The 26,972-nt window shown below is 67.7% G+C and carries 23 protein-coding genes, 2 tRNA genes and 1 pseudogene; 13 read left to right on the top strand and 13 right to left on the bottom strand.

Annotated features, from left to right (window positions below; genetic code table 11):
* Positions 1 to 794 precede the first annotated feature (794 nt).
* Positions 795 to 923, top strand: coding sequence for a hypothetical protein (locus ACFQ4H_RS31090; RefSeq protein WP_377578035.1), 129 nt, complete (start codon positions 795 to 797; stop codon positions 921 to 923).
* A gap of 814 nt (positions 924 to 1,737) precedes the next feature.
* Here ACFQ4H_RS31090 and ACFQ4H_RS31085 read toward each other — a convergent pair.
* On the bottom strand, positions 1,738 to 1,932 hold the full coding sequence (locus ACFQ4H_RS31085; protein WP_377578033.1) for a hypothetical protein: 195 nt from the start codon (positions 1,930 to 1,932) through the stop codon (positions 1,738 to 1,740).
* Positions 1,933 to 2,122: 190 nt separating this feature from the next.
* On the opposite strand from ACFQ4H_RS31085, the gene ACFQ4H_RS31080 reads away from it, so the two are divergent.
* Complete coding sequence (locus tag ACFQ4H_RS31080; RefSeq protein ID WP_377578030.1) at positions 2,123 to 2,398, top strand: hypothetical protein; 276 nt, start codon at positions 2,123 to 2,125, stop codon at positions 2,396 to 2,398.
* Between the two features lie 180 nt (positions 2,399 to 2,578).
* Here ACFQ4H_RS31080 and ACFQ4H_RS31075 read toward each other — a convergent pair whose 3' ends face one another.
* Complete coding sequence (locus ACFQ4H_RS31075) at positions 2,579 to 2,908, bottom strand: hypothetical protein (protein ID WP_377578027.1); 330 nt, start codon at positions 2,906 to 2,908, stop codon at positions 2,579 to 2,581.
* Between the two features lie 448 nt (positions 2,909 to 3,356).
* Here ACFQ4H_RS31075 and ACFQ4H_RS31070 point away from each other — a divergent pair, with 448 nt between their 5' ends.
* Positions 3,357 to 4,295: a tyrosine-type recombinase/integrase gene (locus ACFQ4H_RS31070; protein ID WP_377578024.1), complete on the top strand. Its 939-nt coding sequence runs from the start codon at positions 3,357 to 3,359 to the stop codon at positions 4,293 to 4,295.
* Positions 4,296 to 4,360: 65 nt separating this feature from the next.
* Here ACFQ4H_RS31070 and ACFQ4H_RS31065 read toward each other — a convergent pair.
* The 6 genes from ACFQ4H_RS31065 to gyrB form a co-directional block, all read right to left on the bottom strand.
* Positions 4,361 to 4,433, bottom strand: a tRNA-Ala gene (locus tag ACFQ4H_RS31065).
* Positions 4,434 to 4,471: 38 nt separating this feature from the next.
* A complete protein-coding gene (locus tag ACFQ4H_RS31060; protein WP_377578022.1) occupies positions 4,472 to 4,600 on the bottom strand; it encodes a DLW-39 family protein in 129 nt (42 codons plus the stop codon).
* A gap of 41 nt (positions 4,601 to 4,641) precedes the next feature.
* A tRNA-Ile gene (locus ACFQ4H_RS31055) sits at positions 4,642 to 4,715 on the bottom strand.
* 183 nt (positions 4,716 to 4,898) lie between these two features.
* Positions 4,899 to 5,870 (bottom strand): DUF3566 domain-containing protein, encoded by a 972-nt coding sequence (locus ACFQ4H_RS31050; RefSeq protein WP_377578019.1) that lies wholly within the window; start codon positions 5,868 to 5,870, stop codon positions 4,899 to 4,901.
* A 3-nt stretch (positions 5,871 to 5,873) separates the two neighbouring features.
* The gene (gene gyrA / locus ACFQ4H_RS31045) at positions 5,874 to 8,405 is read right to left on the bottom strand and encodes a DNA gyrase subunit A (RefSeq protein WP_377578017.1); all 2,532 of its coding nucleotides are present in this window, start codon (positions 8,403 to 8,405) and stop codon (positions 5,874 to 5,876) included.
* A 120-nt stretch (positions 8,406 to 8,525) separates the two neighbouring features.
* Entirely contained in the window at positions 8,526 to 10,469 is a 1,944-nt protein-coding gene (gene gyrB, locus ACFQ4H_RS31040) for a DNA topoisomerase (ATP-hydrolyzing) subunit B (RefSeq protein WP_377578014.1), read from the bottom strand.
* 585 nt (positions 10,470 to 11,054) lie between these two features.
* Between gyrB and ACFQ4H_RS31035 the strand changes: the two genes are divergently transcribed.
* Together ACFQ4H_RS31035 and ACFQ4H_RS31030 are read left to right on the top strand one after the other, a co-directional pair.
* Complete coding sequence (locus ACFQ4H_RS31035) at positions 11,055 to 11,609, top strand: hypothetical protein (RefSeq protein WP_377578011.1); 555 nt, start codon at positions 11,055 to 11,057, stop codon at positions 11,607 to 11,609.
* Between the two features lie 229 nt (positions 11,610 to 11,838).
* Positions 11,839 to 13,092: pseudogene (locus ACFQ4H_RS31030) on the top strand (MFS transporter); the annotation flags it as partial.
* A gap of 25 nt (positions 13,093 to 13,117) precedes the next feature.
* On the opposite strand, the gene ACFQ4H_RS31025 reads toward ACFQ4H_RS31030, so the two are convergent.
* The 5 genes from ACFQ4H_RS31025 to dnaA form a co-directional block, all read right to left on the bottom strand.
* Positions 13,118 to 13,732 carry a DciA family protein gene (locus ACFQ4H_RS31025; RefSeq protein ID WP_377578008.1) on the bottom strand — a complete coding sequence of 205 codons (615 nt, stop codon included), beginning with the start codon at positions 13,730 to 13,732 and terminating at the stop codon, positions 13,118 to 13,120.
* On the bottom strand, positions 13,665 to 14,846 hold the full coding sequence (gene recF / locus ACFQ4H_RS31020) for a DNA replication/repair protein RecF (RefSeq protein ID WP_377578006.1): 1,182 nt from the start codon (positions 14,844 to 14,846) through the stop codon (positions 13,665 to 13,667). The genes ACFQ4H_RS31025 and recF overlap by 68 nt, the downstream gene beginning before the upstream one ends.
* Positions 14,847 to 14,864: 18 nt before the next feature.
* Positions 14,865 to 15,737, bottom strand: a complete 873-nt coding sequence (gene gnd, locus ACFQ4H_RS31015; RefSeq protein WP_377578003.1) for a phosphogluconate dehydrogenase (NAD(+)-dependent, decarboxylating) — start codon at positions 15,735 to 15,737, stop codon at positions 14,865 to 14,867.
* A gap of 35 nt (positions 15,738 to 15,772) precedes the next feature.
* Positions 15,773 to 16,906 carry a DNA polymerase III subunit beta gene (gene dnaN / locus ACFQ4H_RS31010; protein ID WP_377578000.1) on the bottom strand — a complete coding sequence of 378 codons (1,134 nt, stop codon included), beginning with the start codon at positions 16,904 to 16,906 and terminating at the stop codon, positions 15,773 to 15,775.
* A 958-nt stretch (positions 16,907 to 17,864) separates the two neighbouring features.
* A complete protein-coding gene (gene dnaA, locus ACFQ4H_RS31005; RefSeq protein WP_377577997.1) occupies positions 17,865 to 19,781 on the bottom strand; it encodes a chromosomal replication initiator protein DnaA in 1,917 nt (638 codons plus the stop codon).
* Positions 19,782 to 20,514: 733 nt separating this feature from the next.
* On the opposite strand from dnaA, the gene rpmH reads away from it, so the two are divergent.
* The 8 genes from rpmH to ACFQ4H_RS30965 all read left to right on the top strand — a co-directional run bounded on the left by rpmH (position 20,515) and on the right by ACFQ4H_RS30965 (position 26,753).
* Positions 20,515 to 20,652 (top strand): 50S ribosomal protein L34, encoded by a 138-nt coding sequence (gene rpmH, locus ACFQ4H_RS31000; protein WP_074478258.1) that lies wholly within the window; start codon positions 20,515 to 20,517, stop codon positions 20,650 to 20,652.
* A gap of 38 nt (positions 20,653 to 20,690) precedes the next feature.
* Positions 20,691 to 21,125, top strand: coding sequence for a ribonuclease P protein component (rnpA, locus tag ACFQ4H_RS30995; RefSeq protein ID WP_377577994.1), 435 nt, complete (start codon positions 20,691 to 20,693; stop codon positions 21,123 to 21,125).
* A gap of 44 nt (positions 21,126 to 21,169) precedes the next feature.
* Complete coding sequence (gene yidD, locus ACFQ4H_RS30990; RefSeq protein ID WP_377577992.1) at positions 21,170 to 21,415, top strand: membrane protein insertion efficiency factor YidD; 246 nt, start codon at positions 21,170 to 21,172, stop codon at positions 21,413 to 21,415.
* Positions 21,412 to 22,389, top strand: a complete 978-nt coding sequence (gene yidC / locus ACFQ4H_RS30985; protein ID WP_377577989.1) for a membrane protein insertase YidC — start codon at positions 21,412 to 21,414, stop codon at positions 22,387 to 22,389. Before yidD ends, yidC begins: the two co-directional genes overlap by 4 nt.
* Before the next feature lie 294 nt (positions 22,390 to 22,683).
* A complete protein-coding gene (locus ACFQ4H_RS30980) occupies positions 22,684 to 23,259 on the top strand; it encodes a Jag family protein (RefSeq protein WP_377578042.1) in 576 nt (191 codons plus the stop codon).
* 150 nt (positions 23,260 to 23,409) lie between these two features.
* On the top strand, positions 23,410 to 24,129 hold the full coding sequence (rsmG, locus tag ACFQ4H_RS30975) for a 16S rRNA (guanine(527)-N(7))-methyltransferase RsmG (RefSeq protein WP_377578040.1): 720 nt from the start codon (positions 23,410 to 23,412) through the stop codon (positions 24,127 to 24,129).
* Positions 24,130 to 24,554: 425 nt separating this feature from the next.
* Positions 24,555 to 25,688: a ParA family protein gene (locus ACFQ4H_RS30970; protein WP_377578038.1), complete on the top strand. Its 1,134-nt coding sequence runs from the start codon at positions 24,555 to 24,557 to the stop codon at positions 25,686 to 25,688.
* A 27-nt stretch (positions 25,689 to 25,715) separates the two neighbouring features.
* On the top strand, positions 25,716 to 26,753 hold the full coding sequence (locus ACFQ4H_RS30965) for a ParB/RepB/Spo0J family partition protein (protein ID WP_377577986.1): 1,038 nt from the start codon (positions 25,716 to 25,718) through the stop codon (positions 26,751 to 26,753).
* The last annotated feature ends 219 nt before the right edge of the window (positions 26,754 to 26,972 follow it).

Here is a 26,972-nt window from a genome sequence, read left to right as displayed (position 1 = left end):
GGCGCGGCCCGCTTGCGGGCCGCATTGATCCTCAGCCCAGCAGCAAGCCGCGCCAGCAAAGTCGCAACCGCCAACCAAGATCAAAACTAGGTTGAGGATGTACTCGATGATCATGATTCAGGCGGAGCGCCTGGTCAGACACACAAAAGTGGAGCCGAGGGGACTCGAACCCCTAATGCCGTGGGCCGGGTAGAGATCATCCGGAATCGGGCAGATCTGGCCGCTGACCAGGGCGGGAACCGTCAACGTCTCTCGACGTTTTACACGAGTTTCTGGTCTCAGTTGTACTGAATTTGTACTTGCTGATCATGAAGCAGATGAGTCACCGGGTTCGGACCTGCCGCCCCCTCGCTTGTAAGTTCGATCACGCATCGTTCGGCCACGTCTGCCGACGTCCGTGACCTGCGGATGCAAGCGCAGACACCAAGTGGCCCCTGACCTCGGTCGGGGTGGCCGGATTCGAACCTACGACCTCTTCGTCCCGAAGGAACGATTGCCGGACTGGTGGCTGGCCGGCGCCGGCGGTTGAGCTGCTGCGGTGGTCCGCGGTGTCCCCCGTCATCCGTCACTGCTCGGGTCCGTCGTCATCCAGATCGTCACCGGATGATCCTTGGGTGTGCCCCGCCATCGTCCGGTTTCGTCCCCCAGGTACCCGTCGGTTACGATTGGGGGCGGTGTGATCTATGACCGGTCTTCCGGACGGTTCGGGGCTAGGCGGTGTCCTAGCCCGGAACCCCACGGAAGAAAGGATCTAGATGACACCAGGAGATCAGGATCAACGGTCCGGATCGCTCGTGAGCCTGGCTCTGGCCTGCGAGGTGGTCGCCAACTTCAAGGCGGCGACCGGCAGGGACGAGCTGGGTATCCCCGAGCTCGCCCTGCTGGTCCTCCTGCTAGTCCTCGTCGACGGCCTACGAAACTGACGACGGGACTGGTGTTCCACCATCAGGCGAGGGGTCGCGTTCGCGGCTCCTCGCCTGCTTTATGAACTTGGTAGTTCTAACTTCTACCAAGATAACACGGATGACGTTACGCGGGTTCTTGCTGGTGCATCGATCGGTCCGCTGCTCAAGGCATCTTGATTCGTCTACTGATGCCCGCTTGTTCTTAGGCTGCTGTGCGTTCCGCCATCGCTACAGCCTTGCCATCCCGTCGGCCTTCGTCCGCACACCTATGGAGTGGGTGGGGCGTGTCCAGTCAAGGTGGAGCACACCACTGTCTGAACGACCTTGACCGGACAGGCCCGACCTGCTCGGTTCGGCCCGGACGGACGTTATCGGGAGGTCACCACCATCCCGGAGCGCCCGAGGGCCCCGCCGGAGGCACCGCCCGTGTCCGTCAAGCATGTGGTGGGACTCGACACGCCGGCAGCCGGCTGGATCGCCTCCGCGCGGGGTCACGTCCTCGGACGCCACCCGGGACGCGCTCAAGCGTCTGGGGGAGAGCCTGCGATAGGCCGCTGCTGTACTCGACTGCTGCACGAACGCATCAGGGGCCACTCTCATCGATGGAGAGTGGCCCCTGACCTCGGTCGGGGTGGCCGGATTCGAACCGACGACCTCTTCGTCCCGAACAAGGTCAACATCCGTCCGGGGCGTGGACATTTGCCTATCAACCCTGGTCCGGCTCTTGGTGTTCGTTGGTCTGGCGAGGTGTGCGAGGGGGACGGGGGGAAGATCATCTCCCCGATTTCTCCCAGGACTCGGCATGCGCTGTTGCCGCCTGCTGGGCGCTGATCTACTGCTCGTCGGTCCGCTGGGTTGGCCGGTTCTCGGCGATCCACTCCACCACCGCAGCCCGTTCCCAGATTCGCCCGGTCGCCAAGGTGTCCAGCGGTGCCGGGAACCCGGGGCGCGCCACGATCTCCGACGCACGCTGCCGGCTGACACCGCCCAACAACTGCTGGATTTCCGACATGCCCGCGAGCCGCATAAATCCGACCGTACGGACTTGTCGCCCAGCAGCCCTGTCAAGTTGACGGGCTTGACGCCTGTAAGGTGGGTGATACCGCCGTACGGGTGGTGGAGGACCCGAACCCGCCACCCGTACGGCGAACGCCCTGCCCGGTCGGTGACCTCCGAACCCTGCCGGGCAGGGCATCCCCTCCGAGCAGAGGAGCCGTATGCCTGTCGAGGAGCACGGTCGCACGTGGCCCAGGCCCCAACCTCGCCCGCCGGAACCTGGTGACGAGCTGTGGATCGGCCGACCGGCTTCGGTGCAGTTCGCGGGGCAGCCGCCGTTCGTGTTCCGGGTGATCTCAATCGACCCGAGACCGACCTATCGGGGCTGGGCGTGGATTACCGGCTATCAGCTCGATGAGCAGGGCAACGCTGTGGACAAGCGGGAGATCTTCGTACGGCTGGCCGGTCTACGTCGCGCTGTCCGCCGCCTGGCATAGCGCGGCCTTCGTGCTGCCTCGCCGTCTGACACCTCGCTTACAAGTTCTGCGCGTCTCATCCTGAGGTACTCGGGCACGCCCACGACCTTGGGCGGCTGTCGGTGAATGACTGCCGGCAATTGTCTTCGCGCTGGATGGTTGCTGTCGTCGTTGCTGTCGACAGCATCAGAGTCCTCGCCGCTAGTGCTGGTCGGCGGTCGACATCTGCTGTGCAAGGAACTCCCGCAACAGCCGGCAAAGATTCGAAACTGCTCGCTCGTGGTCCTGATCGCTCACAAGGTGATCTTCGGTGGCACCCTCGCCGAAGGTCTCCACTAGTACCAAGTACCAGAAGACGAGGTTGCTGCCACGGTGGCGGGCGGACATCCACTCCTGGAACGCCACCAGCTCGCCCTGGCCACGCGCGAGGTCAAATCCCACCAGCGCCGAAAACGCTCGCTCGTACCTCGACCGCCCAACGTACATACCTAGCCGACGATCCATATGCCACAGGAACTCTTCCCAGCTCACTAGGGCATTATCCCTCTGCTCTCCAACCTGGAAGAATGATCATGGCCGCATGGCCTTCATCACCGCGCAGTTGCCCCACCTGCCATCCCGGAGCCCGAGGCCCACCGCAGGCATGCTTTGACCCTGCCTACCGACCTGCTCGCGCTCACCGGTCACCAGCTGGGAAGATCCCACCTTGGGCAAGCTCAGCCACCGACTGATGACCACGACGGACCCGGCGGCGTCCCTGCCACAGCGACTGGTCACCGCGACTCGGCACATGGGCGCCCACTCTTCTCGGTCCTCGAATGCTGAACCACGACGGACCCGGAAACGTACCCAACGAGCCAGGCCCCGGCGCACCATTCGCCCCCACCGCCGTTCGCGTCCGGTCGACGCCTGGTGCCGATGCTGCGCGTGTGCTCCTGGTGCTCGTTGACGCCGGCCGGCTCGGTCCGCGGCTATGTCTATGACTCCCACTACCGCGCCGTGCGCGCCGGGGCGTGACCGGCCGCCAGGCCGCACGCGCGCCCCGGCGCTGGCACGGCAGGCGGGCCGAAGGCCCGCCCTTGATGAAGGCACGCCCAAGTCATCGCTCAAGCTGTACTTCGAACTGCTCGACGCGGTGTTGGGCGCGGCGGTGACCGACAAGTTGATCCCTGACAACCCGTGCGATGGGGTGAAGCTCTCTCAGGTACTGCGGGGCTTGTCTCGTGCGCCGAAGTGGGTACCTACTGAAAATGAGGTGCTGGCGCTGCTGGATGCGGTGCCAGCTCGGTATCGGGCCGCCGTGTGGTTGGGCGCCGGGCAGGGCTGCCGGTTCGGCGAGGTGCTGGGAATGGAAGACGGCATCCGCTGTGTCGACCAGGAGCGCGGCGAGCTGCACGTCATCCAGCAACTGCGGTACGCGCCGCAGGAGTACGGCGGGGTCTACCTGAGCGAGCCGAAAGCCGGATCGTCGGGCACCATCGATCTCGACCCGGTTGTGGGCCAGATGCTTGCCGATCACGTCCGGGAGTTCCCACCCGTAGTCGTGGAGATGGTCGACACCACCTCGGGCGAACCTGTGCGGCGGGCAGTGCCGCTGCTGTTCACCACTACCCACGGCAACGCGTTCACCGACCGCACCTGGTCGCGCGAGTGGGCGAGCTGGCGCGACGCTGCCGGCTGGCCGAAAGAACACGGTGGCTTCCACGCGCTACGGCACTTCTTCGCCACCACGCTGATCACCAACCACGCCGAACCACAGGAAGTGCAGCGGCTGCTACGACACAAGACGTTGCGGATCACCTTGGAGACCTACGTGCACTGGTGGCCAAAGCGGGATCGGCCTCGCGGCGTCACCGGTGCGGTGCTCAACTCGGCGGCAGCCAAGTCGGGCAGGACCCCACAACAAGATCAACCGTAGTTTGTACTGACGTTGTACTTGATGATCAAGGAGATCACAGGATGCCTGGTCAGGAAGACAAAATGTGGAGCCGAGGGGACTCGAACCCCTAACCCCTGCCTTGCAAAGGCAGTGCTCTGCCAGTTGAGCTACGGCCCCAGGGTGCCCGAGCCGCCACAGGGCGGCCCGAACGGGAACTACCGAAGGTCGGGCGAAGTGGTGGCCTCGTGCCACAGGGCGTGTTCGTCCTTGGCGTCCATCACCTTCTTGGCGATCAGCGCCGCTACGCCAACCACACCGACGACGATCAGAATCTTCTTCAACATGGGGCGATCCCTCGCGCTCGACTGTTGTCGGACGATGTGAGTGGGGCTAGATGGAATCGAACCATCGACCTCAGAGTTATCAGCTCTGCGCTCTAACCGACTGAGCTATAGCCCCCCGTGCGTCGAGCAAGGCTACCGCACCCTTGCGCCTGCCCCAAAATCGGGGCGGGCCCTGACGCCCGCTTCGTTGGCGCCCTGCCCAAGGCACGGTCACCAACGGCCCAGACGCTACCCGAAAACGAAACGCCGGGGCCACCGCTTTACGCGGCGCCCCGGCGTGTCCCGCCTTCTATCAGCCTCAGTCGCGCTCGGCGAGCGTCAGCTCGATCCCGCCGACCAGATCGGCACAGACGTTGTAGACGAATGCTCCGAGCGTCGCCAGCGCCGTGAACAGGACCACGTTCACCAGCCCGAGCAGCACCGACGTGAGGATGACCCCCTTAGCGGTGATCTTGAGGCTGTTCGCCTCCTGACCGCCGCCTGCGCTGATCAGCTCGGTCAGGCTGCTGTTGACGCTCTCGAAGACGCCCATGGCGTCCAGCGCGAGGTAGAGCACAGCAGTGGCCACGACGACGACGATGAAGAGCACCAGCGACACCGCGAACGAGAACTTCATGACGGACCACGGGTCGATCCGCTTGAGGTTCAGCCGGGCCCGCCGGGGCCCCCGGGACGCCGCGGAGCTGACCGAGCTCCGGGCGGCCCGTACGGCCTCGTTGACCCGGGCCGCACCGACGGCCGCCGCCCCACCGCTGAGGGGCCCCACCGTACCGGCCCCTGCCGCGTCACTCACCGACCGGGCGGACGACGAGCGGCTGAGGTTCGGAGCCGGGCTGGCTGTCGACGGCTTGGCACCAGAAGCAGGGGCGGGCCTCGCCGGCTCCGGCCTGGCGCGACCGACACCGGACGTTGGCCGACCGGCGCCGGGCAGCGGTTCCGTACGGTCGGACGCGGCCTTGCCGCCGGCAGCCTTCCCAGGTGCCGCTGCCGCAGCCGTGGCTGTGGCGGGGATCGCCTGTGTCGTCGTCGCGCCTCCATCGCCGCTGCTGGCGGACTCCGCCTGGCGGGCGTTCTGCTCACTGGCAGGCTGGTCCGGCGGGGGTGGCATCCCCGGAGCCCGGGTGAACTTGGGGGACGGTGCGTCGGCGGGGACGGCCGCCCGGCCGACAGCCGCCCGGCCGGTCGCAGACGCGTCACCGCTGGTGGCCGCCTCGTCGACCGGGTTAGCCGAGGCCCCCGCAGTCCCCGACTTCGCCTGTGTCTCCGTCATTAACTAGTCCTGTTCGTCAGGCTCGTCGGCATTGCGAGCAATCGCCACGATGGTCACGCCGTCTGGTAGGTCCATCAGCTTGACACCCATTGTGTTCCGATCACGCGTACGGCGTACAGGCTTCACCGGAGTCCGAATCACGCCACCTGTACTGGTTATCGCAAACAGCTCGTCATCCGGGCTGATCACGACCGCTCCGACCAGTCCGCCACGGCGTTCAGTGATCTTCGCGGTCAACACGCCTTTACCTCCCCGGCCCTGCACCGGGTATTCCTCGATCGGGGTTCGTTTTGCGAATCCCCCGTCCGTTGCCACCAGAACGTCCAGACCTTCCATGCCATCCCGGATCACCTCCATGGCCAGCAGGACGTCGTCGTCCGTGAAGCGCATACCGATCACGCCGGAGGTCGCCCGGCCCATCGGTCGCAACGCCTCGTCGGTGGCGTTGAAGCGGATCGCCTGCGCGTTCTTGGACACCAGCAGCAGGTCGTCCTCGGGGCCCGCAAGCGCCGCTCCGACCAGCTCGTCCTCATCGCGCAGGTTGATCGCGATGACACCACCGGACCGGTTGGAGTCGAACTCCTCCAGTCTGGTCTTCTTCACCAAGCCATTCCTGGTGGCTAGCACCAGATAGGGCGCGACCTGGTAGTTCGGGATTTCGATGACTTGAGCGATCTGCTCACCCGGCTGGAAGGCGAGCAGGTTTGCAACATGTTGGCCCTTGGCCACCCTACTGGCTTCCGGAAGTTCGTATGCCTTGGCCCGGTATACCCGACCCTTATTGGTGAAGAAGAGCATCCAGTCGTGTGTGGAGCAGACGAAGAAGTGGCTGACGATGTCGTCCGGGCGTAGCGTAGCGCCGCTGACCCCCTTGCCGCCCCGCCGCTGCGACCGATAGAGATCAACCTTCGTACGCTTCGCATATCCGGTACGGGTGATCGTCACGACGACGTCCTCGCGGGCGATGAGGTCCTCCATGGAGACTTCACCGTCGAACGGAACGATCTTGGTACGCCGGTCGTCGCCCCACTTGGCGACAATCTCGCCGAGCTCCTCCGAAATGATCTTCCGCTGCCGTTCCGGCTTCGCCAGGATGTCCCGGTAGTCGGCGATCTCCAGCTCGATCTTGGCCAGCTCGTCGACGATCTTCTGGCGCTCCAGCGCGGCGAGCCGCCGTAGCTGCATGTCGAGAATCGCCGTCGACTGGATCTCGTCGATCTGCAGCAACTGCATCAGGCCCTGCCGCGCCTCTTCGACGGTCGGCGAACGCCGGATCAGGGCGATCACCTCGTCGAGCGCATCCAACGCCTTGACCAGGGCGCGCAGGATGTGCGCCCGTTCCTCGGCCTTACGCAGCCGGTACGCCGTACGACGCCGGATGACGTCGACCTGGTGGGCGACGTAGTACCGGATGAACTGGGCCAGGTTGAGCGTACGAGGCACCCCGTCGACCAGCGCCAGCATGTTGGCGCCGAAGGTCTCCTGGAGCTGGGTGTGCTTGTAGAGGTTGTTCAGCACCACCTTGGCGACGGCGTCCCGCTTGAGCACGAGCACCAGCCGCATACCGGTACGCCCGGAGGACTCGTCGCGGATGTCGGCGATACCGCCGAGCTTGCCCTCCTTGATCAGCTCGGCGATTCGCTCCGCGAGGTTGTCCGGGTTGACCTGGTAGGGCAGTTCGGAGACGACCAGGCAGGCGCGGCCCTTCTTGTCCTCCTCGACGTCGACCACGGCCCGCATCCGGATCGAACCACGACCGGTGCGGTACGCGTCCTGGATTCCCGCCGCACCGACGATGAGACCGTGGGTCGGGAAGTCCGGCCCCTTGACGATCTCGATCAGCGCTTCGAGGGTGGTCTCCTCGTCCACCTCGGGGTTCTCCAGGCACCACTGCACGGCCGCCGCGATCTCCCGCAGGTTGTGCGGAGGGATCTTGGTGGCCATACCGACGGCGATGCCCTCGGATCCGTTGATCAGGAGGTTGGGGATCCGCGACGGCAGGATCACCGGCTCCTTGGCCCGGCCGTCGTAGTTGTCCTGGAAGTCGACGGTGTCCTCGTCGATGTCGCGCAGGATCTCCATGGCCAGCGGCGACAGCTTGGACTCGGTGTACCGCATCGCGGCGGCCGGGTCGTTGCCCGGCGAGCCGAAGTTGCCGTTACCGTCGATCAGTGGGTAGCGCAGCGACCAGGTCTGCGCCATCCGGACCAGTGCGTCGTAGATCGAGGCGTCACCGTGCGGGTGGTAGTTACCCATCACGTCGCCGACCACACGGGCGCACTTCACGTACCCCCGGTCGGGCCGGTAGCCAGAGTCGAACATGGCATAGAGGATCTTGCGGTGGACCGGCTTGAGCCCGTCTCGTACGTCCGGCAGGGCCCGACCCACGATCACGCTCATCGCGTAGTCGAGGTAGGACCGCTGCATCTCCACCTCAAGCCCCACCGGCTCGATGCGGTCGCGTTCAACGACCGGGCCACCACCGGCAGCCGGCGTGGCCGGCTCGTTGTTGGGGTTTTCGGGAGTATCCGTCACTGTCAACCCTTATCAGACTCAAAGCCGCATTCCGCTGTGGATAACGACTGTGGAAACCGTCGAAGCTGTGGATAACTCTGTGGACGACTGCCGGTGGCCAACGCCGCCGGCAACCGGCACCTAGATGTCCAGGAACCGCACGTCCTTGGCGTTGCGCTGGATGAACGACCGACGCGCCTCCACGTCCTCACCCATGAGGACGCTGAACAGCTCATCCGCAGTCGCCGCGTCGTCGAGCGTGACCTGGCGAAGCGTGCGGGTCGCCGGGTTCATCGTGGTCTCCCACAACTCCGGGTAGTTCATCTCGCCGAGACCCTTGAACCGCTGGATGTCGTCCGGCTTGGCGTTGGGCTTCTTCTGCTGCCGCAGAGCGATCAGCCCGTCCCGCTCCCGGTCGGAGTACGCGTACTGGGCGTCGTCGCCCTTCTTGTTCCACTTGATCTTGTAGAGCGGCGGGGCGGCGAGGTAGACGTGCCCCAGTTCGACCAGCGGGCGCATGAACCGGAACAGCAGGGTCAGCAGCAGGGTCTGGATGTGCTGGCCGTCCACGTCCGCGTCGGCCATCAACACGATCTTGTGGTAGCGCAACTTCTCGATGTCGAAGTCGTCGTGGATACCGGTGCCGAGCGCGGTGATCAGCGCCTGGACCTCGGCGTTCTTCAGCACCCGGTCGATCCGGGCCTTCTCCACGTTGAGGATCTTGCCGCGGATCGGCAGGATCGCCTGGGTCCGCGGGTCACGTCCCTGCTTGGCCGACCCACCGGCGGAGTCACCCTCGACGATGAACACCTCGGATTCCCGCGGGTCCGTCGACTGGCAGTCGGCCAGTTTGCCGGGCATCGAGCCGGACTCCAGCAACGACTTGCGTCGGGCCAGCTTCCGCGCCTGTGCCGCGGCGATCCGGGCCCGGGCCGCCTGCGAGGCCTTGGTGATGATGGTCTTGGCCTCGCTCGGGTTGCGGTCGAACCAGTCCACCAGCCACTCGTTGCAGACCCGGAGCACGAAGCTCTTCACCGGGGTGTTGCCCAGCTTGGTCTTGGTCTGGCCCTCGAACTGCGGGTTCGCCAGCTTGACCGAGATGATCGCGGCGAGACCCTCCCGGATGTCCTCGCCGGAGAGCTTCTCGTCGCCCTTGAGGAGCTTCTTCTCCGTGCCGTACCGGTTGACGACGCTGGTCAACGCGGCCCGGAACCCTTCCTCGTGGGTGCCGCCCTCGTGCGTGTTGATCGTGTTGGCGAAGGTGTAGACGGACTCGCCGTACGACTCGTTCCACTGCATGGCGATCTCGACCGACATGCCGTCGTCCTCGGCACCGAACTCGACCACCGACTTGTGGATCGGGGTCTTCGGCGCGTTCAGGTGCCGGACGAAGTCCGAGATCCCGCCCTTGTAGCAGAACGTCACCTCGCGGACCTTGCCGTCCTCCTCCTGGACCCGCTCGTCCCGCAACTGGATGGTCAGCCCCCGGTTGAGGAAGGCCATCTCCTGCAAACGACGGTAGATGGTCTCGAAAACGAAGTCGGTGGTCTCGAAGACGTCCGGATCCGGCCAGAAGGAGACCGACGAGCCACTGCGGTCCGTCTCCTCACCCTTCTCCAGCGGCGACGGTTTCGAGTTGGTGTACTGCTGGCGCCAGACGTTCCCGGACTTGTGGATCTCGACTTCCATCCGGACGGAGAGCGCGTTCACCACGGAGACGCCCACCCCGTGCAGACCACCGGAGACCGCGTACGCCTTGCCGTCGAACTTGCCACCGGCATGCAGCACGGTCAGCGCCACCTCGACACCCGGCTTCTTCAGCTTCGGGTGGAGGTCGACCGGAATACCTCGACCGTTGTCGATGACCCGCACGCCGCCGTCGGCCAGCAGGATCACCTGGATCGTGTCGCAGTACCCGGCGAGTGCCTCGTCGACCGCGTTGTCCACAACCTCCCAGACCAGGTGGTGCAGACCCCGCTCGCCGGTCGACCCGATGTACATACCGGGCCGCTTACGGACCGCCTCCAGCCCCTCGAGCACGGTCAGTGAATCGGCGGTGTAGTCCTGCTTCTTCTGCGTTGCCACCCTCGGCCACTTTCTCGCACCACCGGTCGCCCTCACGGGCGTCCGGGGCGCGGGTTCGGCAGGCAGAGCGCGACGTTGGCACGGGCCAGCACCACCAGCAAAATCGGGGGTACGGCCGAAGCGCCGCTCGCCGCGAGTGCCCGCGGATCGCGATCGGCTCGGACACGGGACGGACTACTGACGCAAGCCGGGAGAGGCCCGTGTCGTCGCTCCGCACTGTGTCCTCGTCTCTACATCGATCCTACTGTGCTGCGGCGACAGAACCGGTACGCGGCACCCCTACGAGGTACCTCAGATGCCCGTAGCGGCCAAATTGCCCCGCCCACGACTCCCCCCACAGGCCCCACTCCGGATCTTGGCCGATTCCAGCGCGCCAACGCTGCGGTCGACCGGACCGACCTCGGCCGGACCCGACGGCCGGGATCGGGCACCGCGGGGCACGACGGACAGCACCCCCGGGGGTCGCGCAAACCACCGCTGTGCCGTAACTTGGCGTCGCCACTCTGCGATTCCGGACAATTTCCCGGAACCCGCTCGGATAAACCGGACGATCAGGCCGGCACGTAGGCAGAAAGGTGACGCCCGATGGGGCTGGACAACGTCGCTGTGCACTGGCCACGGACCGGCCGCTTCTACGACCCGGTAGCCCCTGCCGAGTTCGTCGACTTCGGTGAGCTCGCCGAATTGCCGGACGTTCCCGCACCGACCGCGGCCCTCGCCGGGTACGTCGCCAAGACCGGGACGGTACGGGCGACCGCCTACACCGAGTTGGTCGATCTCCTTCTCGGCCTGACCGGTGTGCTTTACGCCACAGAAGCCGCTGCCGAGGACGAGGACCCCGTGATCGACCCCGACGGGTGCGCCTGGATCGCCGGTGGCCTCGAACGTTTCGTCGCCGGCCACCAGCCGTACGGAGAGTTGGTGACGTTCGACACCGTCAGCGCCGTACTGCGTTCGGCACTGGCGGACGGCCGCCTCGCCGAGCAGCAGCTGCGCTGGCTGGAAAGCCGACTGGACACCCTGCGGGACGAATCCGGGGATGCGCCGCACTGGAGCTTCTCCCGTTCCGAACTCGGCGTGCTGGCCGGCTTCTACCGCCGCTGCGCCGACCGGGGCTTCGCCGTCTACGCCGACTCCTGACGCCGTCTCCACCGACGCCCACCACCGGCGCACCTACCCACCGGTGGCCCCACCGGCACCCCCTGGGTCAGGGAATGCGTACGCTCCGTGAACTCAATCACGGAATAGGGACGTATCCCCGCAAGAGAGCCAGACTTGCCCGCGTTGCCGCTGCACAGGCCGGCGACTCAGCCAAGTCTGTCGTGAGCGGGTTCGCCGCGGCCGAGGGGGAAGGAAGCGGGTCGCGGCCATGCGCACGACATTCGCTGCTCTACGCCATCGCAACTACCGGATCTGGGCCGGTGCCGGTTTCGTCTCGGTCATCGGCACGTGGATGCAGGTCCTCGGCGTCAACTGGTACGTCCTCCAGGAGACCGGGTCGGCGACCTCGATGGGGCTGGCGATCCTCCTACAGGCCATTCCCAGCCTGCTGCTCAGCACCTGGGGTGGCGCGCTGGCCGACCGGCTACCCGCCCGACCCCTGCTGATCGCCAGCCAGGTGATCCACGCCGTACTCGCCGCCGGACTCGCCGCAGTCGCCTGGTCGGACCTGGCCGGTCTGTCCGTGGTCTACGCCATCTCCCTGGTCAGCGGTGCCGTCTCCGCCGTCGAGGGCCCGGTCATGGGCCGCTGGGGCTCCACGCTGGTCGACCGGGCGACCCTCGGCAACGCGCTGGCCCTCGGGTCGCTCACCAACTCCGCCGGTCGCATCCTGGGCATGAGCGCGGGTGCGATCGTGGTCGCCGCCGCCGGCCCCGCGCCGCTCTTCGCCGTCAACGCGGCCAGCTTCGCCGCCGTCGTACTGGCCCTGCTGGCCGTACGCTCCAACGAGCTGCACACCCCCGACATGGTGGCCACCGGCCGCCCCGCCGAGAACGGTGTCCGGGCCGGCTTCGCCTACCTGCGCCGGCAGCCGGTGGTGCTGACCGCGCTGGCCCTCTCCTTCGTGCTGGGCAGCCTCGGACGCAACTACCAGGTGACGATGGCCGCGATGAGCGACGGACCGCTCGACTCGGGCGCCTCCGGATACGGCTTCCTGTCCACCGTCTTCGCCGTCGGAACCGTGGTGGGTGCCCTCATGGCCGCCCGGACCCGCAACCTGAGCTACGCCATCCTGGTCGGTGCCGGGCTACTCGGCAGCGGATTGCAGATCTTCGCCGGCCTCGCTCCGGGCACCTGGAGCTTCGCGGCGCTGATCCTGCCAATCGCGGCAGCCGCCGTGGTCATCGACACCACGGTGGGCACCCGCGCCCAACTCGACACCGACGGTCGGATGCGTGGCCGGGTACTCGCCGCGATCGCGGTGACCGGTTCGATCTCCGCCGCTGTCGGCGCGCCGCTGCTCGGCTGGCTCTCCGAATACGTCGGGCCCCGGCAGACCCTCGTCCTGGCCGGTGTCGTGACCACCGTGGCCTCGGTGGTGGCCGGTGTGCTGCTGGCCCGGCAACACGGCCGCTCGGTACGACTTCCCGAACCGCTACGCCAGGCGACCGTACGGCACACCGCCCGGCTACGTCGCCGCGTGCCGATCAGCCATACGTGTCCCGTGGCCCACGCCCCTGTACCCGGCGCGGACCCCGCGACCACGAGGGCGCGGCCGGGCCGTGGATGTGCAGTTTGCGCACCACGTTATGGCCGACCACGGCGGCAATCCGCTGCAACAGGGACCCGGCCAACAGTCGAAGCTGGGTCGCCCAGGCGGTAGATTCCGCCTCCACCGTCAGCTCGCCGTTCTCGAGTTTGACCGGCCGGCTGTGTTTGGCCACCTCGGCCCCGACCACCCGCTCCCAGGAGCCGAAGACCGTAGCCTCGGCGGTTGGTCGCTGCCAGCCGCGCGCCTTGATCAGTCGGGCCAGCACGGCACCGAGCAGTTGCGGGTCACGGGGGTCCGGCCCCGGACCGGAATAGCCACGTAGCCGCCGGCCGGAGCCGTTCCGGCCGGTCGGGCTCCCGTCACCCGCGCCGTTCGAGAAAGATCCGGCCGGGGTACGCCGAGCGCCCCGGCCCGCCTCCCGTCGGGCCCTGGCGGCATCCAGCACCGCCCGGGCCAGCTCCGGACCGGCCAGCTCGGAATCGTCATCCGGCACTACGCACGTCACCCCCGCCCACCTCGTAGCGGGTACCCCGCAACGCCCGGGGCACATCGTCGGCGACCGCACAGGTGACCAGCAGTTGGCTGGCCCCGCCGACCAGATCGGCCAGCCGCTCCCGGCGGCCGGCATCCAACTCGGCGAACACGTCGTCGAGGATCAGCACCGGCTCGATACCGTCGGCCCGCAACAGGTCGTACGCGGCCAGGCGTAACGCCAGCGCGTACGACCACGACTCACCATGGCTGGCGTACCCCTTGACCGGAAGTGGGCCCAGGGTGAGGGCGAGGTCGTCGCGGTGCGGGCCGACCAGGGTCACCCCCCGCTCCACCTCGGCCGCCCGGGACTCCGTCAACGCGCGGGCCAGCGCGGTCTCCAGGGCGGGTCGGTCCGGTGCCACGTCGAGCAGGTCCAGCGAGGAGCGGTAGGCCATGCCGGCTGCACCCCGGCCCGCCGCAACCGCGTCGTACGCCTTGGCCACGTGCGGTGCCAGCGCGGCGACCAGTTCGAGCCGCCCGGCCAGCAGTTCCGCCCCGTGCCGGGCCAGGTGCGTGTCCCAGACGTCCAGCGTCGACAGGTCGCCGCCCAGGTCCGGGGCACCGGAGTCGGCGTCCGCCGGCCGCGAACCCGAGCTACGGGAGCGGCCGACCTTACGGGCGAGGTACGCCGTACGCAGCAGCGCGTTGCGCTGTTTGACCACCCGCTCGTAGTCGGCGCGTACCCCCGCGTACCGGGGCAGCCGGGTGACCAGCAGATCGTCGAGGTAGCGCCGACGTTCGCCCGGATCGCCCCGGACCAGTTCCAGATCCTCCGGGGCGAAGAGCACCAGCCGCAACGCACCGAGCACGTCCCGGGGGCGACGCACCGGCGACCGGCCCAGTCTGGCGCGGTTCGCCCGGCCCGGTACGAGCTGCAACTCGACCAGCAGCTCACGCCCCTCGTGCACGATCGCACACCGGATGACCGCCGCGTCCGCCCCGGACCGGACCAGTGGGGCGTCGGTGGCGACCCGGTGACTGGACAGGGTCGCCACGTAGCCCAACGCCTCGACGAGGTTGGTCTTGCCGACGCCGTTCGCCCCGACGAGGACGTTCCCGCCGGGGTTCAGATCGACTCCGACCCGCTCGTACGAACGGAAGTCGACCAGTTCGAGCCGACGGACGTACACGATCGCGCGCTCGCCGCCCTAGTTCTTGTGGGTGGCGTGGCCGCCGAACTGGTTACGCAGCGCCGCCACGGCCTTCATGGCCGGCGAGTCGTCCTGCCGCGAAGCGAACCGGGCAAACAGGGCGGCGGCGATCACGTTCAGTGGTACGGCGAGACGGACCCCCTCGTCGACCGTCCACCGGCCCTCACCGGTGTCCTCGGCGTAGCCACGCAGACTCGCCAGCTCCGGGTCCTCGTCGAGAGCCCGGTCCAGCAGGTCGAGCAGCCAGGAACGGACGACGGTGCCCTCCCGCCAGGACTTGAACACTCCCGGCACGTTGGTGACCAGCTCGGACTTGGCCAGCAGCTCGTAGCCCTCGGCGTAGGCGTGCATCAGGCCGTACTCGATGCCGTTGTGGACCATCTTGGCGTAGTGCCCGGCACCGACCGGTCCGGCATGCACGAAACCGTACTCGCCGGCCGGCTTGAGCGAGTCGAAGATCGGCATCAGCCGGTCGACGTGCTCCTGTGCACCACCGACCATCAGCGCGTAACCGTTCTCCCGGCCCCACACCCCGCCGGAGACCCCGACGTCGAGGTAGCCGATTCCCTGCCGGTCGAGCCGCTCGGCGCGGGGCCCGTCGTCGCTGAACCGCGAGTTGCCGCCGTCGATGACGATGTCACCGGCGGAGAGCACCTCGGCGAGCCCGTCGATGGTGGCCTCGGTCACGCCGGCCGGCACCATCACCCAGACGGCTCGGGGTGCCTCCAGCTTCTCGGCCAGTTCGGCCAGGCTCGCCACGTCGCTCACCTGCGGATCCTGGTCGAAACCGATCACCTCGTGGCCGGCCGCGCGCAACCGCTCACGCATGTTGCCGCCCATCCGGCCGAGCCCCACGATGCCGAGCTGCATCAGCTTCCCCTCCAGTGCGTTATTGGTGAGCGTGGTCAGCGGGTGACCCGGATCGGCATGATCAGGTAGCGGTATCCGGGAACGATCTCGCCGTCCTCGCCCGCCGGCGAAATCACCGCCGGCTTGAACGCGTCGACGAACGACAACGCCGCAGTCTGCGCCCCGAGGTTTTGCAACCCGTCGATCAGGTACTGCGGGTTGAACCCGATGGTCAGCGGCTCACCGGTGAACGTGGCATCCATCGCCTCGCTGGCCCGGGCCTCCTCGGTGCCGCCCGCCTCGACGATCAGTCCGTCGGAGCTGAAGCTGAGCAGCACCGGCGTGGTGCGCTCGGCGACCAGCGAGACACGCTTGACGACCTCGATCAGTGACGAGACCGCCACCCGGGCCTCGGCGTTGTGGGTGGCCGGGAAGAGCGAGCGCACCGGCGGGTAGTTGGCACCGTCCAACAGCCGGCTGGTGGTACGTCGCGTGCCGCCGGCAAAGCCGATCATCCCCTCACCGGCAGCACCCTGGGCCAGTGCCATGGTCACGTTCCCGCCGAGGGGGCCCAGCGTCTTCGCGGTGTCGTGCAGGGTGCGGGCCGGCACGAGCGCGTTGATGCTGACCTCGGGGTCGTCCGGCTGCCACTGCATCTCCCGGAGCGCCAGGCGGTAGCGGTCGGTCGCCAGCATCGCCAGGGTCGTGCCGGTCAGCTCGATCCGTACGCCGGTCATCATCGGCAGGGTCTCGTCCCGACCGGCGGCGATGGCGACCTGGGACACCGCGGCAGCGAAGGCGGCGGCGTCGACCGTACCCGCGCTGGCCGGCATCTCGGGCAGGCTCGGGTAGTCCTCGACCGGCATCGTCGGCAGGGTGAAGCGGGCGCTGCCGCAGACCAGCTCCAGGTGGGCACCGACAGCCGCGATGTCCACCGGCTTCGCCGGCAACGCCTTGGTGATCTCGGCCAGCAACCGACCGGAGACCAGCGCGGCGCCGTCCGCGTCCGCCTGCACCTCGACGGTCACCTGGCTGGAGACCTCGTAGTCGAACCCGGACACGTGCAGGCTGCCCTCGGCGACCCGCAGCATCACCCCGGCGAGCACCGGCACTGACGGGCGACTGGGCAGACTCTTGGCGGTCCAGGCAACCGCGTCGGCGAGCGCGTCGCGCTCCACTCGGAACTTCATGTCATGCCTCCGCGTCGACGTCAGCGACAACTGTCTCATGCCGGCCACGGTCTTTCGGGCCGGCCAACCGTGCGGGTCCCCCTCGAACCTTAGGGCGCGTCACCATCGGCCGCGTGTCCGCCCCCGGGCTTTCTGCGCCTCGACGCCGGGCGGGCGGGAGTTCGATCAAGCTATCCACACAATCCCCAACGGTGATGATTGGTTTTTGTTCTCTAGAAGAGATAACTAGTCGTCTTCATCGGTGTTGTGCAAACTGTGGATATTCAACGTTTGAGCAGGTCAGAAGGTTGTCCACCGGTGAGTTAGCTGTGGAGAACAGGTGGATTAACCCGGCCTGTTGTCCACAGCCTTCCGGCGATCCAGGGTTATCCACGCTTGTCCACCGGTTATCCACCGGTTATCCACCCACTTTCTCCCCAGCCCTGTGGATGAGCTGGAGATCATTGAACGTGGTTGTCCCCAGAACCTTCAACAGGCTACGCACAGGCGGGCCGCGATCTGTGGATAACTCGGCTACTCCCCGTGTTCGTCCACAGTGTCGTCCACAGAAGTTGTCCACAGGTTGTGGGTAACTGGGGCGAGAAGCACCACCCGTTGTCCACCGACGGTGGAAAACTCGGCCGACGCTGGTTGGAAATCCACAGGTGGCACCGCTCTGGGGACTCGCCCGATACCCGTTGTGTCTCTGATAGCAAACAATGATGCGTTGATTCAGGACAGGCTAGAAAAATTGCCAAAATTTCGGGCAACTCGGGGTGGCACTGTGGGCAGCACCGAGCTGCGCCACCCACAGCGGAACTCGACGCGGCGCACGAGGGAATGCGGTCCCCGCCGTACGAGCGGGCGCGGGAGGTACGACAGGACGGGAGGTACGGCGAGGGGACGCCGGGTACGGCAGGGCGCGGTAGGTATGGCAGGGCGCGGCAGGTACGCCGGGTACGGCGACGGACGCCGGAGATCAGCTGTTCTGCTTGATCCGGTTGGTCAGCTCGGCGATCTGGTTGTAGAGCGAGCGACGTTCGGCCATCTGCTGCCGGATCTTCCGGTCGGCGTGCATGACCGTGGTGTGGTCCCGGCCACCGAAGGCCTGCCCGATCCGGGGCAGGGACAGGTCGGTCAGCTCCCGGCACAGATACATCGCGACCTGGCGTGCATTGACCAGGACCCGCGACCGGGAGTGCCCACGTAGGTCCTCCAGGCTGACGCCGAAGTAGTCGGCGGTGGAGACCATGATCTGGTCTGCGGTGATCTCCGGGCCGGCGCCGTCCGGGATGAAGTCGCGTAGGACCTCCTCGGCCAGCGACAACTCGACCGGGGACCGGGTCAGGGAGGCGAATGCGGTCACCCGGATCAGGGCGCCCTCCAGTTCCCGGATCGACGCGGAGATCCGGGAGGCGATGAACTCCAGTACGTCCGGCGGGGCGAACAACCGTTCCTGCGCGGCCTTCTTCTGCAGGATCGCGATCCGGGTCTCCAGGTCCGGCGGTTGGATGTCCGCCAACAGACCCCACTCGAACCGGGTCCGTAGCCGGTCCTCCAGCGTGGCTAGCTGCTTCGGCGACCGGTCCGAGGTGATCACGATCTGCTTGTTGGCGTTGTGCAGGGTGTTGAAGGTGTGGAAGAACTCCTCCTGGGTGCGTTCGCGGTTCTCCAGGAACTGGATGTCGTCGATCAGCAGGATGTCCACGTCGCGGTAGCGCCGTTGGAAGGCACTGGTCTTGTCGTCCCGCAACGAGTTGATGAAGTCGTTGGTGAACTCCTCGGTCGAGACGTACCGGACCGAGCGGGCGTGGCCCAGGGTCGTGGCGTAGTGGCCGATCGCGTGCAGCAGGTGGGTCTTGCCCAGTCCGGAGCTGCCGTAGATGAACAGCGGGTTGTACGCCTTTGCGGGCGACTCGGCGACCGCCACCGATGCGGCGTGCGCGAACCGGTTGGAGGAGCCGATGACGAACGTCTCGAACATGTACTTGGGGTTGAGCCGGTTCCCTCCGGTGTCCGGCCCGGCCCCGGCCCGGCGATCGTCCCGGCCACCGGGCCGGTGATCGGCGGCCCCGACCCGGCCCGGCCCGCTGTCGGTGTCACCCGGCCGGGCCGGCCCACGCAGCCCGGGCTCGGTACGGAGATGGGAATCGTCCTCCCGGAACCGCTGCTCCAACTGCCGGGGATCGAGTGCGGCCTGGCCGACTCCGCCGGGTGCGTCGCCCCGGTCGTCGAAGCCACGCCGTTCCTGATGCGGTGCGGTCGGCCGATGCGGCGGGGGGTACGGCGCGGCGAAGAGCGTCTCCTGACCGCCGTCCCGACTCGACGGGATCAGCCCCGGTCGCGGACCGGTCTCGGCCGGCCGGCCGGTGCCCTCCTCCGGACGCGTCCCGTCGTCGACCGTCGCGAACTGGTGGCCGGGGCCGAACTGCTGACCCGTGCCGCCGTGCCCGACACCACCGTGCCCGGTGTCGTGGGGAAACCCGTGCTGGTCGGCCTGGTTCGGGGACGGTTCGGGGGTCGGCTGCGCTCCACCGTCCGTCGGTACGGCGTCGCCGTATCCGTAGCCGTCGGACGGACGGAAGCCTCCGCTCGGCGCGCCGTAGATGGTGCCGGCGGGTCGTCCCTGCCCGTCCTCGGGCGGACGTACGGTCACCGCCACCTGGATGGGCCGGCCGAACCGGCGGGACAGTGCCTCGGTGATGGCCGGCCGGAGCCGCGACTCGATCACGTCCCGGGTGAAGGCGTCCGGCACGGAGAGCAGGGCGGTGTCCTCGACGATGGCCCGTAGCCGGGTCAGTCGCAGGTACGCACGTTGCTGAGCCGAGACGATCTCGTCGGCCAACTCGTCGGTCGTCGCCATCCACACCGCGGCGAGGTCGATCGTTTCGGCCACCGTCACGCCACCCCCATCGCTTCTGCGTTCCCGGCCGCCGTATCGTCGCAGTCGGCCGTTCCGGGCCTGCCACAGCGCTCGAACAGGTACGACCTCGCCGGCCGGATGCCCGACCGAACCGTCATCCACAGGTTATCCACAGCCTGTGTACCGACTGATTTCGGCTTCCGCCGGACCGGTTGTCCGACCTGCCCTGCTGGTGTGGCACTGAAGCGGGTTCACCGTGCCGAACGATTGACTAGCTTGTCCGGTCTTGCCCCGGCAGCGACGACAAAGTCCCTTGACGCTGAGTCTCCCGACACTGACCGCAATCGGGCACGCTAACAGCGTTGTCCACACCCCTACAACCGCCGACACCGGTAGACGTCCGGCGGTATTCGCGAAAACCCCTCAATCGGCCCCGTTCCGGTCCGTACGCCGCCGGTTTCCGGTGCGTGCCCGCCGCCCGCAGACCCGTACCCGCCACCGGTCCCTGACCCCGTTACGGTGGCGGTCCCTGACCCGTACAGCGCCGGACGGCGGCGGTGTTTGACGGCCCTGGTCCGTGTGCGTAGGCTCGATCGGCTGCTCAGCTGCCCTCTGCTAATGTGATGAGTGCCTGCTGTTCACGGTCGCCGGCTATTGCGTCGTCGGGCAGCATCGACCATGGTCACCCGTCGCGGTGGCCAACGCCAGACCACCACACGACCCCCGGCATCCCTCGCTCGGGACGTACGAAGACGGAGAGCCTGACGTGAGCAAGCGCACCTACCAGCCGAACAACCGTCGGCGCGCGAAGACCCACGGCTTCCGGCTGCGCATGCGCACCCGGGCCGGCCGCGCCATCATCTCGACCCGGCGTGCCAAGGGTCGTACCCGCCTGTCGGCCTGAGTGCCGACCGGGGCCTGAGCCGGGGGATGTAGGCAGTCGTGCTGGCGGCCGCGCAGCGCCTGCGCCGCAGCAGCGAGTTCGCCACGGCGGTTCGTGGCGGACGTCGTGCCGGGCGTGGTGCGGTTGTCGTGCACCTCAGCCTGCCGACCGGTACAGCCCCACACGGTGACCAGGACGGTATCTCGTCGGCCGAGCCGGCGCGGACCATTGGTACGGAGCAGCCCTCCGTACCGGCCCGCGCCGGCTTTGTCGTGTCCAAGGCCGTTGGTAACGCCGTCGTCCGCAACACGGTCCGGCGTCGGTTGCGGCACCTGGTGCGGGACCGGCTGGCACAACTGCCGCCCGGTGCCACGCTGGTCGTACGGGCGCTGCCCGGTGCCGACGAACTGTCGTACGCCCGGTTGGCGGCCGACCTCGACGCGGCGCTGACCGCCGCGCGGGCCGCCCGGAAGTCGGGGCGGCGGGCCCGGTGACCGGTGGGGACAGCGTGCCACGAGCCACGACACTTGGTGCCCGGATGCTGGCGGGGCCCATTATCGCGTACCGTCGGTGGATAAGCCCGGCGCTGCCGGCCCGCTGTCGGTTCTACCCGTCGTGCAGCGCATACGCCTTGACGGCGATCGCTCAGCACGGTGCTCTCCGGGGAGCCGTGCTGGCGGTACGGCGGCTGCTGCGCTGCCACCCTTTCCACCCAGGTGGATATGACCCGGTGCCCGAGCCGGGCGGCCGCCGCCGTGCCGATGTGACTGGAGCCCCGAATTGAGTCTCGACTGGATCTACTGGGCGATCTCGTGGATCCTGCTGTTCTGGCATTCGGCCTGGGACACCATCGGAGTTCCGGCGACTGCGGTGCTGGGTACGAACTGGTCCTGGATCCTTGCCATCATCTTTCTGGTCGTCACCGTCCGGGTGATCCTCTTCCCGATCTTCGTGAAGCAGATCAAGTCGCAGCGGGCGATGCAGGCGCTCCAGCCGAAGGTCAAGGAGCTTCAGGAGAAGCACAAGGGTGACCGGGAGACGCTCCAGAAAGAGATGATGGAGCTCTATCGGAAGGAAAAGGCCAACCCGCTGATGGGCTGCCTTCCGATGTTCCTGCAGATTCCGGTCTTCCTGGGTCTGTTCCACGTGCTGCGTCGCCTCAGCCCGGCGAACCAGGGCAAGACGCTCTACGGCTGGGCCGCCGAGCAGTTCGAGAGCGCGGCCAGCGCCAGGCTCTTCACCGCACCGATCGCCGGCAAGTTCGGCTCCACGCCCGAGGAACTCGCCGCGCTCGGTGCCAACGGCACCACCGTAAAGATCATGGCCGGCATCCTGGTGCTGCTGATGATGGGTACGACCTACCTGACCAGCCGCCAGATGATTCTCAAGACCGGCTGGGCGGAGGACCCGCAGCAGCGGATGATCCAGCGCCTGATGCTCTACGGCATCCCGGCCTCGCTGCTGATCTCCGGTGCGATCTTCCCGATCGGTGTGATCATCTACTGGGTCACGAACAACCTGGTCACCCTCGCCCAGCAGCAGTGGGTGCTGCGCAAGTTCCCGCCGCCGCCCACCGCCAACGCCGGTAAGGGCGCCAAGCCGGGCACCAAGGCCCAGCCGGCCAAGCCCGGCCTGTTCGGCCGCAAGGCTGCCGAGACCAAGCCCGAGGTGAAGCCGGCCCCCAAGGTGGCCGCCCCCAAGCCAGGTGCCAAGCCGGTCAACCCCAAGAAGAACCGCCCGGCGAAACGCCAGGGCTGACGGGCCGAGCTGCCGACTGCCCGAACCGGGCGGTCGGCAGCCGGAAGGAATCCGGGGCCGCGCAGCCGCCAGCGCGCTCGGCGCCGAATCCGGATTCCGCCGCGCATCGGCGCGGTCACGGGTGAAACTGCCCGAAGAGACGTGCCCGTGGACTCGGCGACCTCCCGCCGGCCCGGGAAACCAGCGGACCGTACGGTCCGGCCGAGCGACTACGGAGATGAGACCGTGACCGACACCAGCATTCCGCGCGCCGAGCAGTCACTCGATGAAGACGCAGCCTCGGTTGCGACGCGGGTGGGTAGTGCCCTCGAAGACACCGATGAGGACGTCGAGGACGAGGACGAGGACACCACCGAGGCGGCGGACGCGAAGGCCGTGACGGGTGGCAAGCCGTCCGGGGGAGCATCCGACGCGGAGCTGTTCCGGCAGAGCGAGATCGCCGCCGACTACGTGGAAGGTCTTCTCGACATCCTCGACTACGACGGCGACATCGACGAACTGGTGTCCGGGGGACGCCCGATGGTCGAGGTGGTCGGTGGCCGGTTGCAGGCGCTGGTCGGCCAGCGTGGTGCCACCCTGGAGGCGCTCCAGGAGTTGGCCCGCCTCGCCGTGTTCCGGCAGACCGGTTCGCCCAGCCGGTTGCTCCTCGACGTGGGCGGCTACCGCGCCAACCGCCGCAAGGAACTCGCCGCCGTCGCCCGCAACGCCGTGGAGAAGGTCAAGGAGTACGGCGAGGCCGTACGGCTTGAGCCGATGTCCGCGTTCGAGCGTAAGTGCGTACACGACGTGGTCAACGCGCTCGCCGGCGTCGAGAGCGAGTCGGAAGGCGTCGAGCCGAACCGTCGTATCGTCGTCCGTCCCGTTGGCTGACGACGTATGACGTACCAGCCAGCGGCACCAGCCGCGTCCGGCCCGGGGGGCACCACGCCACCCGGGCCGCACTCTTCGGTAGCTTCCCCTGGATCTTCCCGGTCCGGACCGCCCGACGTGGAGCCGACGACCCCGGACGCCGGGCTGCCGATGGAGGGCGCTGTGGCACCGCTGCCAACCGAACTCGTCGAGTCCGCCCAGCTCCTGTTCGGCGAACGCCTCCCATTGGCGTCGGCGTACGCGGAGCTGCTGGCGACCGATGGCGTGGTCCGAGGACTCATCGGCCCCCGCGAAGCGCCCCGGATCTGGGCACGTCACCTGCTCAACTGTGCGGCCGTCGCCGAACTGATCCCGTCGGACTGTTCCGTGACGGACGTGGGATCGGGTGCGGGTCTGCCCGGCCTGGTGCTGGCGATCGCCCGACCGGATCTGTCGGTGACCCTGGTCGAGCCGTTGGCCCGGCGAACCGCCTTCCTGGAGGAAGCGGTTGCGTCGCTGGGCCTGGGGAGGTCGGTGACGGTGGTCCGGGCTCGGGCTGAAGAGGTGGCCGCCGGTGCGGCCCGGGACGGAAAGTCCGCAGCGGATGTCGTTACCGCCCGCGCGGTTGCACCGTTGGATCGACTGGCCGGCTGGTGTCTTCCACTTGCTGCGGTCGGCGGTCGTCTGCTTGCCCTGAAGGGGGCCTCGGCGGCGGAGGAGGTCGCCGAGCACCAGGTCGCGGTGGAACGGCTCGGTGGCGGTCAGCCGGTGGTACGGCGATGCGGGGTCGGCGTGATCGACCCGCCGACCACCGTTGTGGAGGTCGTTCGCGAACGGGCGCTGGCAGTGCCACGGCCGAAGTCGGGCCGCCGGGGCGGCCGGCGCAGGTAGGACCTCTCCCCCCGTGCGGTCGGTTCGGACGGGCGCCCGGTGGTACGGCACACATGTCGGGCCGGACACGCTGCGGGGGCCGACGGTGTCTGGCAGGGACGATGGTCGGGATGGCGGTTCTGCCCCGAGTGCGGGATCCAGGCGCCATTCCCGTCGCCTTTTCGGCGCAACACACGTTGGTGTGACAACTCACCCCCCGGATGGCCGTGGTCTCAGCCAGCCTGTCCCCCGTAGGCTGGCCGCGCGTCGATAAAGTGGACCGACGGCGGTGGCGGCCTACCTCGGCCCTGTTTGGCGGTTCCCGTACGGACCGCGTGCTTTGCCAGATAGCGGGCTCACGAACGCTCCCGACGCCGACCGATCCATCCGAAGCGGGCAGGGATGACACGGTGTATGAAAACGGCAGATACGACGAGTCAGGGATGATGGACCACGGCGGCCACCACTCCGAAGGTGCCGCTGTTTCACGTGAAACAAGCTACGAGAGTTGGGCGGGCGACGGGCGTCCGAACGGGGCGCGACCGTCGGCAGTCGCCGGTGGCCGGGTGGGGGACACTGTGCCTCAGCCCCGCGACCGACGCAGCGACACCGGCTACGACACGCCCGTACCCGGAGGCGATTCGGTCGCCCCAGGGACCGAGGACGACACGTACGTTTCACGTGAAACCCCGCCGCGCGAAGAGGATGACCCACCGTTGGCTATGGAGGCAATGCGCGCCGTGCAAATCCTGAATCCGAGTGGCGAGGTGACCATGCCTCGGCCGGCCAAGACCCGGGTCATCTGCATCGCCAACCAGAAGGGTGGAGTAGGGAAGACGACCACCACCGTCAACCTGGCGGTGGCTCTCGCCCTACATGGCAACCGGGTACTCGTGGTCGACCTGGACCCACAGGGCAACGCCTCGACCGGACTCAACGTGCCGCACCATGCCGGAGTCCCGGACGTCTACGACTGTCTGATCGACAACGTCCCGCTGGCCGAAGTGGCCCAGGGAGTCGAGGGGATCCCCAACCTGTGGTGTGTGCCGGCCACGATCGACCTGGCCGGTGCGGAGATCGAGCTCGTATCGGTAGTGGCTCGGGAGTCCCGGTTGGGCCGGGCGATCGCCGCTCATCCCGACCAGTTCGACTACGTCTTCATCGACTGCCCGCCGTCGCTGGGCCTGTTGACGGTGAACGCACTCGTGGCCGCACAGGAGGTGCTCATCCCGATCCAGTGCGAGTACTACGCGCTGGAAGGGCTCAACCAGCTGATCAACAACATCAACCTGGTACGGCAGCACCTGAACCCGATTCTCAACGTCTCGACGATCCTGCTCACGATGTACGACCGGCGGACCCGCCTGGCGGATGCGGTTGAGCAGGATGTCCGCAACCACTTCGGGGACAAGGTCCTACAGGCGGTGATTCCACGTAACGTCCGAGTGTCCGAGGCACCCAGCTACGGCCAGTCGGTCGTGACCTACGATCCGGGATCGCGGGGTGCTATGAGTTATTTCGCGGCAGCCCAGGAGATCGCGGAACGTGGGGCCGTAGAGCCCGTCGGCCGGAATGTCTAGGCCGGCCAATTCGGTGGGAGGCGTGGCATGAAGAACCGTCCACGAGGCGGGCTGGGGCGAGGTCTTGGGGCGCTGATCCCCACGGCTCCTCCGGTGGAACCCGCCGGGGTAGCAACGATGGCCCCGGCGGCCGATCCGGCAGAGACCGCCGATCCCGCGTTGGAAGCAGTGACTCCTCCAGCGGCCCCGGCAAGTTCCCCTGCCCAGGTCCCGCAGGCCGAACCGGCTCCGCAGTTGGCGCCGGTGCCCGGGGCGCGGTTTGCGGAAATCGCGGTCGACTCGATCGTGCCCAACCCGAAGCAGCCCCGGCAGGTCTTTGACGACGAGGCACTCGAGGAACTCAAGGTCTCGATCGAAGAGGTCGGCTTCCTCCAGCCCATCGTCGTACGTCAGCTGGACGACCAGCAGTACGAGTTGGTCATGGGTGAGCGGCGGTGGCGGGCGGCGCGGGCCGTTGGCCGGGAAATGATCCCCGCGATCGTGCGGGACACCCGGGACGACGCGATGCTCCGCGACGCGCTGCTGGAGAACATCCACCGGGCCAACCTCAACCCGTTGGAAGAGGCCGCGGCCTACCAGCAACTGCTGGAGGAGTTCGGTGCAACCCACGAGGAACTGGCCCGCCGGATCGGGCGGAGCCGCTCACAGATCTCCAACACCATCCGACTGCTCAATCTGCCCCCACAGGTCCAGATGCGAGTGGCAGCCGGAGTGCTGTCGGCTGGTCATGCACGAGCGCTGCTCGGTCTGAGCAGTGTCGAGGCGCAGGAGAGTCTGGCTCTTCGGATCGTGGCCGAGGGGCTGTCCGTACGGGCAACCGAGGAGTTGGTGGCACTGGCCGACTCCGATGCTCCCGGCAAGAAGGCCCCGGCGAACCGTCGTCCCAAGCCGCATGCGCCTGCGCTGACCGATCTGGCCGACCGACTGTCCGACCGGTTCGACACCAGGGTGAAGGTGGACATCGGTCGGAACAAGGGGAAGATCACGATCGAGTTTGCCACCGTCGACGACCTTGAGCGGATCGTCGACATCATCGGTATGGGCGAACAGGAGCCGAACGACTGACGTTCCTGCCAGACTCCGGCCAACTGATCTGACGCGGCGGCTGCGACCCGAAACGGGAACGCAGTCGCCGCATCCGTACCATCCCGGTGGCCCGGTGGCCCGGTGGCTCGGTGGCTCGGTGGCTCGGTGGCTCGGTGGCCCGGTGGCCCGGTGGCCCGGTGGCCCGGTGGCCCGGTGGCCCGGTGGCCCGGTGGCCCGGTGGCCCGGTGGCCCGGTGGC

This window comes from Micromonospora sonneratiae (genome assembly GCF_042679305.1).
GTDB lineage: Bacteria > Actinomycetota > Actinomycetes > Mycobacteriales > Micromonosporaceae > Micromonospora_H > Micromonospora_H sonneratiae.
The sequence above is the reverse complement of the archived record's forward strand: the minus strand, read 5'-3'. Positions and strand labels throughout refer to the sequence as shown.

Coding starts and splice junctions, on each gene's coding strand:
- ACFQ4H_RS31085 (WP_377578033.1), bottom strand. CDS start 1,932: ATGCGGCTCGCGGGCATGTCGGAAATCCAGCAGTTGTTGGGCGGTGTC.
- ACFQ4H_RS31080 (WP_377578030.1), top strand. CDS start 2,123: ATGCCTGTCGAGGAGCACGGTCGCACGTGGCCCAGGCCCCAACCTCGC.
- ACFQ4H_RS31070 (WP_377578024.1), top strand. CDS start 3,357: ATGACTCCCACTACCGCGCCGTGCGCGCCGGGGCGTGACCGGCCGCCA.
- ACFQ4H_RS31060 (WP_377578022.1), bottom strand. CDS start 4,600: ATGTTGAAGAAGATTCTGATCGTCGTCGGTGTGGTTGGCGTAGCGGCG.
- ACFQ4H_RS31050 (WP_377578019.1), bottom strand. CDS start 5,870: ATGACGGAGACACAGGCGAAGTCGGGGACTGCGGGGGCCTCGGCTAAC.
- ACFQ4H_RS31035 (WP_377578011.1), top strand. CDS start 11,055: ATGGGGCTGGACAACGTCGCTGTGCACTGGCCACGGACCGGCCGCTTC.
- ACFQ4H_RS31025 (WP_377578008.1), bottom strand. CDS start 13,732: ATGTGCCCCGGGCGTTGCGGGGTACCCGCTACGAGGTGGGCGGGGGTG.
- gnd (WP_377578003.1), bottom strand. CDS start 15,737: ATGCAGCTCGGCATCGTGGGGCTCGGCCGGATGGGCGGCAACATGCGT.
- dnaN (WP_377578000.1), bottom strand. CDS start 16,906: ATGAAGTTCCGAGTGGAGCGCGACGCGCTCGCCGACGCGGTTGCCTGG.
- yidD (WP_377577992.1), top strand. CDS start 21,170: ATGCTGGCGGGGCCCATTATCGCGTACCGTCGGTGGATAAGCCCGGCG.
- rsmG (WP_377578040.1), top strand. CDS start 23,410: ATGGAGGGCGCTGTGGCACCGCTGCCAACCGAACTCGTCGAGTCCGCC.
- ACFQ4H_RS30970 (WP_377578038.1), top strand. CDS start 24,555: ATGGACCACGGCGGCCACCACTCCGAAGGTGCCGCTGTTTCACGTGAA.
- ACFQ4H_RS30965 (WP_377577986.1), top strand. CDS start 25,716: ATGAAGAACCGTCCACGAGGCGGGCTGGGGCGAGGTCTTGGGGCGCTG.